At 66.4% G+C, this 13,946-nt stretch carries 15 protein-coding genes; all 15 read right to left on the bottom strand.

Features of this window, described 5'->3' with window-relative positions; translation table 11 throughout:
- Positions 1 to 21: 21 nt before the first annotated feature.
- On the bottom strand, positions 22 to 450 hold the full coding sequence (locus KZJ41_RS09340; RefSeq protein ID WP_251550613.1) for a hypothetical protein: 429 nt from the start codon (positions 448 to 450) through the stop codon (positions 22 to 24).
- Positions 451 to 453: 3 nt separating this feature from the next.
- Complete coding sequence (locus KZJ41_RS09335; RefSeq protein WP_251550610.1) at positions 454 to 1,083, bottom strand: hypothetical protein; 630 nt, start codon at positions 1,081 to 1,083, stop codon at positions 454 to 456.
- Positions 1,084 to 1,086: 3 nt separating this feature from the next.
- Positions 1,087 to 1,296 carry a hypothetical protein gene (locus KZJ41_RS09330; protein WP_251550608.1) on the bottom strand — a complete coding sequence of 70 codons (210 nt, stop codon included), beginning with the start codon at positions 1,294 to 1,296 and terminating at the stop codon, positions 1,087 to 1,089.
- An 83-nt stretch (positions 1,297 to 1,379) separates the two neighbouring features.
- Entirely contained in the window at positions 1,380 to 3,707 is a 2,328-nt protein-coding gene (locus KZJ41_RS09325) for a phage major capsid protein (RefSeq protein ID WP_251550606.1), read from the bottom strand.
- Positions 3,704 to 5,161, bottom strand: coding sequence for a phage portal protein (locus KZJ41_RS09320; RefSeq protein WP_251550604.1), 1,458 nt, complete (start codon positions 5,159 to 5,161; stop codon positions 3,704 to 3,706). The genes KZJ41_RS09325 and KZJ41_RS09320 overlap by 4 nt, the downstream gene beginning before the upstream one ends.
- A complete protein-coding gene (locus tag KZJ41_RS09315; RefSeq protein ID WP_251550602.1) occupies positions 5,161 to 5,310 on the bottom strand; it encodes a hypothetical protein in 150 nt (49 codons plus the stop codon). Before KZJ41_RS09315 ends, KZJ41_RS09320 begins: the two co-directional genes overlap by 1 nt.
- A gap of 9 nt (positions 5,311 to 5,319) precedes the next feature.
- On the bottom strand, positions 5,320 to 6,843 hold the full coding sequence (locus tag KZJ41_RS09310) for a hypothetical protein (RefSeq protein ID WP_251550600.1): 1,524 nt from the start codon (positions 6,841 to 6,843) through the stop codon (positions 5,320 to 5,322).
- Positions 6,809 to 7,120: a hypothetical protein gene (locus KZJ41_RS09305; RefSeq protein ID WP_251550597.1), complete on the bottom strand. Its 312-nt coding sequence runs from the start codon at positions 7,118 to 7,120 to the stop codon at positions 6,809 to 6,811. The genes KZJ41_RS09310 and KZJ41_RS09305 overlap by 35 nt, the downstream gene beginning before the upstream one ends.
- The gene (locus KZJ41_RS09300; protein ID WP_251550595.1) at positions 7,117 to 8,421 is read right to left on the bottom strand and encodes a hypothetical protein; all 1,305 of its coding nucleotides are present in this window, start codon (positions 8,419 to 8,421) and stop codon (positions 7,117 to 7,119) included. Before KZJ41_RS09300 ends, KZJ41_RS09305 begins: the two co-directional genes overlap by 4 nt.
- 73 nt (positions 8,422 to 8,494) lie before the next feature.
- Entirely contained in the window at positions 8,495 to 9,100 is a 606-nt protein-coding gene (locus tag KZJ41_RS09295) for a hypothetical protein (protein WP_251550593.1), read from the bottom strand.
- 18 nt (positions 9,101 to 9,118) lie between these two features.
- On the bottom strand, positions 9,119 to 10,021 hold the full coding sequence (locus tag KZJ41_RS09290; protein ID WP_251550591.1) for a hypothetical protein: 903 nt from the start codon (positions 10,019 to 10,021) through the stop codon (positions 9,119 to 9,121).
- 24 nt (positions 10,022 to 10,045) lie between these two features.
- The gene (locus KZJ41_RS09285; protein WP_251550589.1) at positions 10,046 to 11,122 is read right to left on the bottom strand and encodes a DUF4185 domain-containing protein; all 1,077 of its coding nucleotides are present in this window, start codon (positions 11,120 to 11,122) and stop codon (positions 10,046 to 10,048) included.
- Between the two features lie 6 nt (positions 11,123 to 11,128).
- On the bottom strand, positions 11,129 to 11,404 hold the full coding sequence (locus tag KZJ41_RS09280) for a hypothetical protein (RefSeq protein ID WP_251550586.1): 276 nt from the start codon (positions 11,402 to 11,404) through the stop codon (positions 11,129 to 11,131).
- A 66-nt stretch (positions 11,405 to 11,470) separates the two neighbouring features.
- Positions 11,471 to 12,475, bottom strand: coding sequence for a transglycosylase family protein (locus tag KZJ41_RS28495; protein WP_306430612.1), 1,005 nt, complete (start codon positions 12,473 to 12,475; stop codon positions 11,471 to 11,473).
- Positions 12,476 to 12,598: 123 nt separating this feature from the next.
- Positions 12,599 to 12,895 carry an HNH endonuclease gene (locus KZJ41_RS09265; protein ID WP_251550584.1) on the bottom strand — a complete coding sequence of 99 codons (297 nt, stop codon included), beginning with the start codon at positions 12,893 to 12,895 and terminating at the stop codon, positions 12,599 to 12,601.
- Positions 12,896 to 13,946 lie beyond the last annotated feature (1,051 nt).

The raw sequence follows: 13,946 nt of genomic DNA, 5'->3' as shown, positions 1-13,946 counted from the left end.
CCACCGTCCTTTCGGATTGGGTCAGCGAACGCGCGCGTCCGTGATGACTTCGATCTGCAGGACAGCGCCGACGTGCGGGACGCCGCTGTCCTTGAAGTTGCCGCCGTACCCCTTCATGTAGATGGGGGTCACGTCGGTGCCGTCGGTGAAGCCGAGTTCGGCGTTGTTCAGCAGGATCTCGATGATGCTGTTGTCGCCCGCACTGTCGATCAGCTCATCGATCCTCGACTGGGCGGACTCGACGTCGGCCCGACTCTCGACCACGAACAGGTTGATGCGCCATGTCACCATGGCGCCCCGGTTGAACACGTAGTCGGCCTTGTCGGGCTCGATGATGATCGCCGGGAAGTGGTGCATGTCGGCCACGTTCTCGTAGCAGAACACATCGAAGTCGATGTTGTTCTCGAGTACTCGCGCGATGGCCTTGCGGATGTTCTGCAGGGACGCCACGGCTCACCACACGAACGTCTCGTCACGCGCGTAGGCGTGAATCAGGCTGTACACCTGCGGAATGTCCTTGACACGCACCTCGCCGAACTGGCCGAAGCCGATGACGCCGTGCGGGGCCTCCGCAAGTTTGTGGAGCTGACTGGCGAGGATCAAGGTTGCCTGCTTGATCGGACCCGGAACCTCGGCCCATCCCCACTGCGCTGTCACCCTGACGACCGCACAGCGGGTCAGGAAACGCATGTCGGGGAACCGCTTCCCGCCGACCGCATGGATCTCGTGGTACGGCCAGCCGGGCTCGCCGTCAACGATCCCGTTGCGGGGCGACAGTTCGTAGTCGGTCGACGACCAGACCTGGTCGAACGTTCCCGCGCCCGCCGAGTCGACCTCGACGACGAGTTCGTCGGTGGTGTGGAAGTCGTCGACCTCCAGGCGCACCAGGGAACTCGGTTCGTACAGCCGCGCGGTGGCGGTGCTGGTCCGGCCGAACTGGCGGCCGCAGCAGGCGTTGATCTTCCGTGAGGCCGCCTGCACGGCCAGTGTCAGCTTGTCGTCCAGGCTGAACTGGGTCTCGTTGACCTTGAGGTAGGCCTTGATCTCGTTCAGCGAGACGTAGGGGTCACCGATGGCGCCCATGGATTACTCCTCGCTGTCGTCGGCTGCCTTGTCGGCGGCCTTCCTGCTGCCGTAGTGGCGCCCGCAGTCGAAGTCGACCTCGAGCGGGCGGAACAGATGGGCGCCCGCCTCGAGGAGAGGATGCCCGACACGCACCGTGGCGCCGCGCGGAATGACCTGGCCCTTGTACCAGAACGGGGTCTTGACGACGAAGATGCTCTTGTCTGTAGCCATGGGCTACTCCTTCCTGCCAGCAAGGTCGGGGCAACCATCAACTCAGAGTTGACAGTTGCCCCGACCTCACAGGACTAGACGGATCAGGCCGTGGTGGCGACCGTCAGGATGCGGAAGGCATTCGGGACGAGCACCTTCGCGTTGTTACGCCAGATGGCGTACACGCCACGCTGGCCGGTCGGACGACCGTTGGTGCCGAAGATGTGCGGGACCAGCTCGACGCTCATGCCGACACGGTCGACGATGATGAAGTTCGAGAAGTCACCGAACACCAGCACCCGCGAGGTCGCGGTGACCGTGGCATCCGACACGGGAACGAAGCTGTTCTCGTGGATGTCGTAGCCGAGCAGCTTCGGGGGCAGACCGTTGCCGATCCGCTCCCAGAAGTCGTGACCGTCGGCGTCCGCGAACTGGCGGATCACGTTGTAGGTCGACTTGTTGCCGAGCCACTTGGCGTTGCCGCGCCAGCGCGGGGCCAGCTCGGTCTCCAGGTTGTAGATGTCGGCCGCCGTGAAGGTCTCGGTGCCGGTGGCCGCCACGAGGGAGCCAGCCGCCATCGAGCCGACCACGCCGCCGGGCTGGGTGCCGGTGCCGTCGCCGAGGACGAACGACTCGTTCTCCTCGCGGGACTTGGCGTCGGCCAGCATGCGGGTGATCTCGGAGCGGAGGCCGCCCCAGTCCTGGTCGATCTCGATCGAGAACGGCACGAAGCCCTGGACGCGCTCGACGCTGATGGTCGGCTGGGCCAGGGTGAACGAACCGTCGGAGACCTCGGCAGCTTCCGTGGTGCGGCCGATCTCGCCAGCGGCGGGAGTGCCGTCACGGGAGACGGAGATGCCATCGGAGGTGATGAACTGCTTCTCCTTGCCGACGATCGTCTCCACGCGGGCCAGGCGGCGCAGGTCGCCGATATGGCCGTCGTTGGTGAGGATCACGGTCGGGTCGAGCTGAACCGGCACCGCGTAGCCGCCGCCCGAGTCGGCGCCGAGCGACATGGCGCGCAGCTCCTCCTGGGACAGGCCGTAGGTGTTGCCTGCGCGCAGGGCCTTGCCGAACGCGCGCTCGTACAGCGGGGAGCCGGTGACGAGGATGCGCTTGGCCAGCTTGGCGTCCTCGGTGTCCTCCTCGAGCAGCTCGGAGATACGCTCCTGAGCCTTCTCGCGGCCGGTGACACGCGCGAACTTCAGGGACTCGACGGCACGCTCGGCACCCTCGGTGAAGCGCACCGCGAGATCCTCTTCCGAGGTCGCGTCCTTGCGGATGGCGTCGACGTCGAAGACGTCCTTCTGGATGTGGACCGCCGGGGCCCGGGGGGCCGTGCGCTCGACGTGGCCGGGCTCGGAAGCCAGCTCGGCGAGACGGGCCTGACGGGCCTCGATCTCCTTGATCGCGTCGACGGTCTTGCGGAGTTCGGCGTCGGTGGAGTCGAACTCGGCCTGGCGGGCCTCCTCGAGCGCCTCGTCACCGGCGAAGTCGGCGAGCTTGGCCCGCAGTTCGGCCGCACGGGCGATGAGTTCTGCCTTGGTCATGGGAATCACCTTTCGAGTGATCGTGGGGGTGGGGGTGCTCTCCTCGGAGGTGCCCGTGCGGGCGGCGTCCTCGGGTTCCTCGACGGGCGACGAGGTGACAGGGTCGGCGTCGTCGCGCTCTTCGGGGGTCTCGGGAGCAGCGTCGTCTTCGCGCTGCTCGGTCTCGGTGTCAGCGTCTTCACGCTGCTCGGCCTCATCGGCCGGGGCTTCGGTCGGCTCGACGGGAGGCTCGTCCGCAGAGCGGGTTTCCTCGTCGACGAGCATGGTCTTGCGGTACTGGGCCACGAGCTGTTCTCGGCTGATCTCCGGCTCGTCCTCGGATCGGATACCGACCGAGGTGCCGCCGTAGGCGGGGGTCGACACCGGACCGGCCTCGTACAGCGCGATCTCCTTGACGATCCGCTTGGGCAGGCCGTCCTCGGAGCTGGCGTTCCAGAGGATGTCGAGCAGCTTGTCGGGCTTGATCAGCTTGCCCTTCGCGTCCCGCCATTCGTCGCGAACGACGCGGAACTTGAAGGACATTCCGCCGATGGCGCCCGACTCGATGGCCTGCCGGACCGGTTCGACGACATCGTTCTGATGCAGCCGACCGTCGACGTCGAGGCCATGCTCGTCTTCGCGGAGTTCCTTGTAGTAGCCGATCGGCACGGTTCCGACCCGGACATCGCGTCCGTGGTCGTACTGCATGATGATCTTGCCCTTACGCTCCCGCAGCGTCTTCTTGAACGCGCCGGGGGCGATGGACTCGAGGAACCGGCCCTCCCAGGAGTTGATCTCGGTGTCCTGGTTGAACACTGCCGCGTAGCCGCGCAGGTTGTAGCCGTCGTTCTCGTCAGGGTTGTCACTCTGCCGGAACTCGGCATTCCTTGTGCAGTAGGTCATTTCTTCTCCTGCTTCGTGGTGGCAGGCTTGTCGTCCTTGCCGCTCGCGGGCTTGGCCGTACCGTCGCCCTTCTTCTGGTCGGGGTCGTTGTGCTTGGCCTGCCCTGTCCCAGAAGGCGCGTCGGCGCCGGGCGGGATGAGCTGGACCGAGTAGAGGCCGGTGTGATCGAGAGCGTTCCAGTTCTCCTTCATGAGGGCCTCGACGATCGACTCGGGCGTGAAGCCCTGCATCACGAGGTAGCCCATGGCCTGTGCCTGCTTGGCCTGGATCTCGGCCACTTCCTCACGGTCCTGCCGGAGGAAGGCGATGTCGCGGTCGTCGTACCACAGCTCCATGCCGTCCGGCGCCAGATCCTCGATCAGCCGGGTGTAGGCCGAACAGAGCGAGCGCCACAGCGGCCGCATCGTGGAATCGCCGAACGCATCCTTGGCGGCCCGGAAGTTACCCTCATTAAGGGACGAACCGCCGAGGCCTTCGGAGATACCGGCGATGACGGCAGGCACTCGGGCGGCGGCCGCGATGCGGGTCTCGCCGTGCGCCTGGGTCACCTTGAAGTCGAGCTGCTTGAGGTCGGCGCCCAGCACCTTCACGTCCGCACCGCCACCGAGGTACAGCGTCTCGTAGGCATGCTCGAGCCCGTGCTTGCGCTCGTTCATGTTCTGCGCGAACGCCTTCGCCTGGTCCGGTGTGACGCTCGGATCGAACGACACGGACAGGTTCGGGGTGGCTGCGTTCTGGAAGAACTTCAGCTTGTGGGTGGTGGCCGCCTTGTCGGCCATCAGCTCACTGAGAATCGGCTGCAGCCAGGACATGCCACGGTACTGAGCGGCCGGGTCGGGGATCGGAGCCCAGTGGGCGACGACCCCGTTCGAGCCGTCGATCGGGTAGACGATCCACTTCGCGCGGTCGTCGGTCCCGCCGGGCCGGTAGAGGTATCCGGCGACGTCGGACTCGACGGCCTCCTCGGGGGGCGCGGTCAGGATGATGTCGACCCAGTCCGGCCGCAGGCGCCGCAGGCGCTTGTCCCTGCCGACACCCTCGGTGACCATGTAGTGGTTACCGGCCATGTCGACGTCCTGGATGGCGCGCGCCAGCAGGTCGCCGGTATTGCCGTTCGGCCAGGGATTCTCGAGCAGCCGCAGCGACGGATGCCGGATCAGGTCGCCCGGCTGGCTCTCCTCGCTGTGGCGGCGCATGATGAACCGGGCCTCGGTGAACACCGACCGCCGGGCCTCGCAGCAGGCGAAGATGATGCCGTTGCCCTTGTAGGCGCCGTTGACGTAGCCGAGGTAGTCGTTGTCGATCGACTCGGCCTTGTTGCCGTGGATCGGGGCCCCGTACCCGAACGGGTACTGCTGCCCCTGGAAGTTGAACATCTGCGCCCACTCGCTGACGGTGAGACGCTCCTCGGTCTGTTCTGTCTTGCCGCGCAGGCGGTTCCAGATGCTGGCCATTACTTCTCCTCATCGACGAAGAGGGAAGCGAGCACCAGCAGCGACCCGACGGCGACCAAGGCCGACACGCCGATCACGATGAACAGTCCCGCAGTGAACAGACCAACTCCGGCCAGGAAGCACAGCAAGGCGTTTCGGTTGAGCTTCATAGATTCTCCTCACGCCCAGAAGGCGAACGGGGGCGGTGGCGGCTCCTCGTGCCCGAGCTTCTTGAAGCCCCACAGCGCGAGGGTGGCCGCACGGAGCGGGGTGATGTCGATCGTCGTGTCGGAGTCGTCCCACATCCACAGGTCGGTGGACTCCTTGATGCCGGTCGATGCGACCGCCTTGTCCAGCGGCTCCTGACCCATGTGAACGACGTTCGCCTTCTCGCCCTTCTTCGGGACGATGCCGGTGAAGAAGTCGGCGCAGCCCTGCGCGTACTCGCGCTGCAGCGGCGAGATCACCTGGGTCTCGCGATCCATGTTGGCGGCCTTGATCTCCCGCTCGAGATCCTCGAACAGGACGCCTGCCTGGGTCGACTTGTTCACGACGATCGCGATCGGGCGGACCCGCCTGGCGATCATGATCGCGCGGTGCAGGGCCCAGCCCAGGCCGGGACGGTAGTCGTACTCGCCGTCCGCGTTCTGGGTCAGCTCGATGTGGTAGTCGCCGTCGGCGTTGAGGCCGCACACGAAGATCGCCGAGAAGGACCGGTCGGACGCGGTGTGGATCGCGATGACCGGACGGCCCACGACCTCGGAGACATCCGACTCGCGGACCCGCCAGGAGTCCTCACTGATGACGCCCCAGGATCCGTCCTCGGTCGGCCAGTCGCCGACGCCGAGCCGTTCCATTCCGAACGCGGCGTCGTCCATCGACCGCCGCTCGGCGGCGATGTGCTCGAGCGAGATCCGGCGGCCCAGCGCGGGGTTCGCCTTGGCCCACCCGTTCGGGTCGTCGAGGTCGTCGTGCTCGTCGCAGGTCGGGTCGCACATGACGGTGTGCGGGTTGATCGACCACTCGCCGTACAGCAGGCGCGGGTCGCCGCCCTTGATGGCGCGGTGCCGGACACGACCGAACTGGGTGGAGTTCTTGTCGCCCGCCGATCCGGCGTACCAGACCTGCGGGTTGGGGCGGGCCGACACGGTCGGCAGCATCGCCTTGACCTGGTCGGTGCCGAGCACCATGGCCTCGTCGAGGATGATGCAGTCGGCGGTGAAGCCTCGGCCGCCGCCCTTGGTGCGGGCCTTGAAGCGCAGGCGCTGACCGGAGTTGAGGTAGATGCCCTCTTCGCCGTGGCCCTGCTTGACCTGCCGCACCTCGGCCCACAGATCGGGGGTGTCCCGCACCAAGGACAGCACGCGCTCGAACGCTTCGAGGGCGGTGGGGAACTCGTGCGCGGAGTGCATGATGAGCCGCTCACCGGTCAGGAACATCCCGGCCAGCTCGCGGGCCTCGATGATCGAGCCCTTGCCGTTCTGGCGGCAGACACACAGCCCACACTCGAACGCGGCCCACCGTGGCTCGTGGAGCCCGGTGAACTTGTTGTAGACCATCTCGTCGGTCGTGAGCATGGACTTGCGGAGATACCAGGACTGCCAGGGGTCCAGCTCCAGACCGGCATGCGCGGAGAGTTCGACTGCCTCCTTGCCGATCTGGAACTTGTCATGCCCCTGCGGCAGATGCTGGATCCTGGGCAACTGACAGCCGAGCGGCCCGTTCGTTGCGGAACTTGGCAACGCCTGTCACCTCCCCTGTCTCCTTCGGGATCGCCGCGATGGCTTCCGTGATCTGCTGCAGCCGCAGGATGAGTGCGGCCTGCTCGCCCGCCTTGAGGCGGGACAGCGAGCAGGAGCTGCAGGCGGTGCCCTCGAGCTGGTGGATGATGAAGTCCCGCAGGCCGACCAGCTCCTCGCGGCGGTCCCCGGACTCCATGGCCCGCCGGAGCGGGCCGTCCTCGTATTCGGTGTCGCTCACTTCTCTGCTCCGATGCTGACGAGGTTGGACACCGGCAAGACCTTCACCGTGCGGTCCTCGCGGCCGATGACCTTGAGCCGGTTGTCGTAGGTGACAACCACCATGCGGTCGACCCGCTCGACGGCCAGCGTCCGGCGCTCCTCGGTGATGCGGATCAGGCGCGGCACGTTGAGGATGCCGTCGGACGCGCGGAACGCGACCTCGTCGAATCCGGCGTTGGTGTCGCCGTCGGAGACCGCGATGTTCACGGCCTCGGCGGCGGTGCCGGTGTCCGAGTCGATCATCAGGGCGACGGAGACGAACGCAGTCTCGGAGGCCGTGCCGGTGTCCTCGACGCCGACAGTCAGCGACTCCGACTCGACGACGGCGGTGTTGGTGTCCGAGCTGACCTGGGCGACACTGACCATCTCGGTCTCGGCTGCGGTGCCGGTGTCGGTGTCCGGTGGCGCGGTGGCCGTGATCGAGGTGGTCTCGGCGGCGGTGCCGGTGTCGGCCGCTGCCGGGGTGATGATGAACGTGCCGACCGTCTCGTCGACGGCGGTGTTCGTGTCGGACTGGGCCGGGGTGACGATGAACGAGACCGTCTCGTCGACGGCGGTGTTCGTGTCGGACGACGGCACTTCGGCCGTGACCGTTTCGGTTTCCGCGCCGGAGCCGGTGTCGCCGTCGGTCTTGGTGAGCTGCTGCGGCGGTGCAACGGCGATCGTGACGGCCATGATGTCGGCGTCGTTGGTGGAGGACGGTGTGACCGTCAGTGTGCCGGTGGAGCCGGGACTCGACGGTCCCGCCTCGGTTGCGGCGGCGATGGCCGAGTAGGCCGTGGTGGCGCGGTCGAACTGCTCGGTCGCGGGCGATGCGAACGAGACCGAGAACCCACCCGCGAACGGGTCGCACAGGTAAGCGCGGACCAGCACGGTGTCCGACATCGTCGTCGTGACGGACGGGCAGACCTGGGTGGTCGAGCTGTGTGTGTTCTCGCCCCATACGTCGAGGGGGCTCGTCGAATCGACGCCCGTGAACGCCAGGATGCCCATCTCCAGGCCGAACGACGAGGCCGACGTCTGGAACGTCACGCTGGTCTCGGTGCCTGCGGTCCGGTAGTACACATAGGCCTTGCTGTCACCGGCCACCGTGTAGCTGGTCAGCAGCGTCCACCCGGACGGGGTGCCTGATGCAGCGGAGTAGCTGCTCACCAGGAGGATCAGGAAGTCGCCCTGCGCCGTGTTCGTCGGGTAGCTGCAGTTCACCGAGGTGGTGAACGAGCCGCTGGCAACGCTGGTATTGACGAGGGTGGGAGCCATGGCATCTCCAATCCTGCGAGTTCACAACGGGGCTCGGGGTGGTTGACTCCGAGCCCCGCTGTGAGCCGACAGGTCAGGACAGGGTCACGGTCGCCTGCAGCGTCCAGGAGGCGCCGGAGGACTTCGTACCGAGCGAGGCGACCTTGCGGTTGAGGATCACCGAACCGGCGCCACCGGCACCGGCCAGGGTCGCGGCCGGGGTGACGTCGGCGTTGTTGGCGATGGCGAAGCACCACTCCTCCCACGCGAAGTTGCCGTCCGCAGAACCGAACAGAGCCGAGGCGGTGATGGCGCCGTTGTTGGTCGACGGCGACCCGGCCTCGAGATCCTCGTAGTACTTGCTGGCGCCCTGTAGGTCGACCATGCCGACCGTGGTGGCGGTGTTGGAGTTGCCGACGCCGATGATGCCCTTGGCGTTGTTGAACGCGCCGCCGCCGCCGCCCGTGATCAGGTTGGTGAGCCGGGCCAGGCCAGCGGTGACCAGCGAGTTGCCGACCGCCTCTGCGATGTCGTCGGGGACAATCGCACCGACCCGCTCCAGCTCGCGCAGCTCGGGGCCGGTGGGCTCGTGGCCGAGGTAGTCGGTCAGTTCGCGGACCGTGTCCGGGTTGTACTTGATCACCCGGATCTCGGGGGTCCACTTGATGGACTCCCGCCGGGTGGTGAGCAGGTTGGTCATGGTGATGTCCCTTCAGGGCTACGGAGATACGGTCCAGACGCGCCGGTCCGGGCCGATCCGGGCGGTACGGGAGTCGGGGCGAATGCGCGCGGTGCGCTTGGGGTGCGGGAGAATCGAGTCCTGGTAGAAGACCGTGACGAACTCGGACTCGGTTGCCTGCCCGGTGTCGGTGTCCGGCACCGACGCGGAGACGAACTCGGACTCGGTCGACTGCCCGGTGTCGGTGTCGGACTTGTTGACCAGGGTCGCCGGGGCCAGGGCCACGGTGGTGCCGCCGCCCCAGTTCGATCCGCCGGTACTGAACGAGACCGACTCGGTGCCGGTGGATCCGGCGGCAGCCTGGGCTCGGGTGGCGGTCGAGGCGACCGCCCACTCGGGCGCACTGTGGTTGCTGCCGAACACTTCCAGGTCATGCACGGAGGTGCGCCTGGTGGACAGCGGCCAGTTCGGGGCGATGCCCGGACTCGACGTGTACTGGGTGTAGATGAGCCGGACCACGAGGGTCTCGTCGACCGTGGTCGTCACCGACGGAGTCAGGTACATGTTGCCGCCGCTGTCGGTGTTGTGCGCGGCGGCATTGACCGGACTCACGGTGTCGACACCCGACACGGACAGCATGTGGGACGAGATGCCGTCGCCCACATTGCAGGTCACGTCCGGCGCAGTCTCGGAGGGCCCGGCGAACTTCCAGTACACCCGACGCTCGGTGAAGTTCGTGGCGTCGGTCTCGTCGGCCAGCGTCCACCCGTCGGGGACGGTCATGTCGATCGGCAGCCCCACGAAGTTGCCGGAGATGACCAGACACCACAGCAGCAGGTCACCCACCGAGTGCGAGGGCATGTCCGTGTGGGTGAGGGAGACCGGGAAGGCCGCATTGCCGGACGTGGCGGTGGTCGCGTCGACGAATACCGGTGAGGCCATTCCAGACTCCAATGCTGCGTGGGGTCAGAGACTCCCTCGGTAGGACGAGACGTGGTAGGCGGTCGACTGACCGGAGTTGTTCCGGCGCCAGGTCGAGACCATGAACCAGGCCTCACCCTTGGTGGACCACGGATGGATGAAGCCGCCGTACAGGTTCGGTTCCTGCTGCGCGGTCACCTGCACCTTCTCCGGCGACCAGGCGCCGTCCACGCGGGCAGCGGTGCGGGTGACGATCTGGCCCTGACCGTTGAGGTAGGCCATCGCCCAGGTGCCGTCCTTCAGCAGCCGCAGCGACGGTTCACCGAAGCGGCCGTGCAGGATCGGGGTCGGGGTGCGTCCCCAGCCCCAGTCGCGTCCGTTCCAGCCCCAGCCCTCGTAGGCGGCCGGGTCGAGGATCCGCGTCCAGTGGACGCGGCGCAGCATCATGGGTCCGTCCTGGCGGCCGCCGGGCACCGACACGATGTAGACGTAGTCGCCTGCGAGCTGCATGGACCACATCTGGAACGGGTCGTTCCCGGCGCCGTTGTTGTTGAACCGCACCCCGGTACGGATCCAGTCGTTGCCGTTGTCGGTGTAGGCGAGCCCGGCATAGTTGGTCAGCCACGACCGGTGCGGGGTGGCATCCCAGTTGCGGACCGAGAAGTACGACATGACGGTCCGGCCGTTCGGCAGGCGCACCGCGTCGTTGGGGATGACGGTCACCTCGCCGCCGCGCCAGTGGCCGTTGTAGAACAGCTCACCGCCGCCGCGATGCGCGGAGTCCCAGACGATCCCGTCACGCGGGTGCGAGTCGGACCGCAGCGCGACCGGGGAGCGCCAGTAGTTGTTGGGCTGCTCCGGCCAGGGGGTGTTGAAGGTGTCCCCGTACAGGTACGAGACGGTGCCGCCGTCGGCGTAGGGGATGCCGAGGTCGGTGCCGCAGACCTGCCAGCGTCGGCAGGTGTCGAGGTCGGCGCCGGTCACCCGCTGCTGCCAGGAGGCGGCCGGGCGGGCCTGGCTGAACCAGGCATCCCAGGGCCAGGCGGTGGCGGGTCCGGCGTAGGCGATGGAGAGCATGAGGACAAACGCGGCCACGAGGGCCGCGCGAAGCGTGCGGGTCAACGCTGATTACCTGTCCTTGACGCGGATCGTGATGGACCGGTCGTCTTCTCGGCCCTGATTGGTCACGATGTGGTTGGTGATCTCGTAGAGGCGTCCACGGATGCCGCCGGACAGCCACACCGTGGCGACGGTGGCGGTGGTGGTGTTGGAGTCGATGGTGATGCCAGCGGTCGACTCGAAGGTCGAGCTGGAGATCGTCTCTCCGTCGGAGAGCCAGGCCGACCAGTCGAAGTGGTAGTCGAGGACGGCCTCGGGATCCTTGGTGAACGTGTAGTCGGCCACGTCATCTCCTGGGACGCACCCGACCCGAGCAGCATGGAAGTCTGCTCGGGTCGGGGCGGGTCCGGGTTACGGCATCATGCGAAGAACCTGATCGGGGTAGATCAGGTTGGGATCCTCGATGGTGTCCTGGTTGAGTTCGTAGATGCGCTCCCACGCGGTGCCGAAGTCCTCGGCGATGGCGGACAGCCAGTCGCCCTCCTGCACCACGTACTCGAGCGCCAGCTCGGCGCCGATCGCGGCGACCTCGACCTCGACGGCCACCGGGGTGACCCCGATGTCGTCGACCTGCGGTGCGGGCTGCGGATGCTCGCCCGTGTTGCAGGCGCCGACCTCGTTGAGGAAGGCGACCGGGTCCAGCGGGGTGCCGTCGGCGGCAACGATCCGCAGATGCAGATGCGCGCCCGAGGACACGCCCTCGTTGCCGACCTGCGCGATCTCGTCGCCGACCTCGACCCGGTCTCCGACGTTCACGCTGAACGAGGAGATGTGGCCGTAGTCGATGACATGACCGCTGTCCGCGCGGACCTGGACCCACTGGCCGTAGCCCTGGGCCGGTCCGGCGTTGATGACGGTGCCGCCGGACGCCGACAGGATCGGGTGCCCGATGGACGCACCGAAGTCGGCGCCGTTGTGGAACGCGCCACCGCGCGGACCGAAGCCGGAGGTGAGCGGTGCGTCGACCGGCCACATCCATTCGCAGTTGACCACGGGAGCCGGTGCCGGAGCAGGCGCCGGGGCGGGCTCCTCTACCGGTGCCGGTGCGGGTGCCGGGGCGGGCACGACCTCGGGGCCGCCGTCCCACCAGCCGGGCACGACCCGGTTGGAGCAGTCGGGCCAGGCCTGATTGCCCTGGACCTTGAGCACCGCCTCGGCGACGAGGATCTGCTGCTCCTTGGTGGCCAGGTCCGCGCGCGCTGCGTACTGCAGACCGCCGAACTCTTCCCAGGTGGACTGCTGGAACTGGACGCCACCGTAGAAGCCGTTGCCGGTGTTGATGGCCCAGTTGCCGCTGGACTCACAGCTCGCGAGCCGGTCCCAGTCGGGGGCGGCGGCGGCTGTACCGGCGCCCATGAGCGCGATGGCGCCCGTGGCGGTCAGGGCCGCGAGAGGTCGAGTTGCCGGATTGGATGTTGGCTTCCGATGCTTTCCCATCGGATCACCTCCTGTTTTCGGTCCGGGCGGACCGGGGGGGTTTCAGACCGCAATGACGAGCGGCCTGCTCTCTCGCGGGTCGTAGTAGGCGCCCTTCTCCTCGTTGCACCGTCGGTGCGCGAGGTGGACGTTCTCGGGGGTGTCACCGCCGCCGCGCGAGATCGGGACGATGTGATCGACGGTGGGCCCCATCGGCTTGAGGCCGGACAGCTTCATGTCGACCAGGTCTCCGCAGAGCTGACAGCAATACACGTCACGCTCGGCGATCTGGGCGAGTGTGTAGGGGCGGCACTCGGCACCGGCCAGCCTGGCTCGACGACGGCGATTCTTGGCAGCCATGCGCTCGTTGTCGGTGGGATGAACGCGGGGCGGGCGGGCGCATTCGCGCGAGCAGAACCGGTTGACGCTGCCCGGCTTCCTCAGCCGGAACTTCCTCCGGCACTTGTCGCACTTCCGGTAGCGGCCCTCCTCGGCCTCGGCGTTGCGGCAGGCCCTGCATTTCGCCTCACCCGGTGGCCGACTGCCGGAGCTGATCTCGATATATTTGCCGCATCCTCCCGCGCAGGGTGCGCCCTTTTTGAATCTGGGAGTCCCTTTGTGGCGCTCGTAGTAGTCCTTCGACCTGCGCGCGGCCATGCACGGGAGGCATACGTCGACGTATTCACCGGAATGTCCGCACTTGCGCGTTCCCGAATTGGCCGATGGGGGCGCCGTGGCGTCGACGACATTCCTTCTCGGCGAGCGTTTCGGCGTGCCCCCACGCGCGGGGCGTCTGCATGAGGGGCAATTCTTTGCGGGGCGTCCGCGAGTGATCGGCTGATGGAATTCGATTCCACAGGAATTGCATTCGATAACTCTCGATTGCATTTACCGAATTTCCTTTTCACTGGCTAATTTGGCGGTCCAGGGTGAGAGAAATGGGGCATCATCCCAGGCAGTTTTTGTATGGTCGGCGATTGTGCGTGATCTGCAACGCTCTGACCTGGGCCTTTTCAAAATTTACCGGGGTCAGAGACGCGGCCAAGGCGCGGGGTCGGCCCCTATTCCGCGAAAAACGGTTGTGTACCACCCCCCGTACCATGGGTAATGGGGGTATGCGGTGCCATTGTCGAGCGGTATTCGTAGGCAATTGTGCTTTGTTGAATTGCCATTGTGTGAATGCATTGTTAGTGAATGCATATCGATAGGCAGGCTCGAGTATGGCCATAATGGGAATGGCATATGCATGGTGACAATGCGTGTTGTCAGTGTGTGCATATGCCAATTGGTATTGGTTCGATTGCTTTGTTCACAATTGGAATTGAAGATTCGAATTCAATGAATTGAATTTTGAATTGATGATTAAACAATGACAATGTGTGTTGTCACTTAGTGCATATGCATATGGTGT

This window comes from Rhodococcus sp. 11-3 (assembly GCF_023704055.1).
Lineage (GTDB): Bacteria > Actinomycetota > Actinomycetes > Mycobacteriales > Mycobacteriaceae > Rhodococcus > Rhodococcus aetherivorans.
This window is presented reverse-complemented; position numbering and strand designations above follow the sequence as displayed.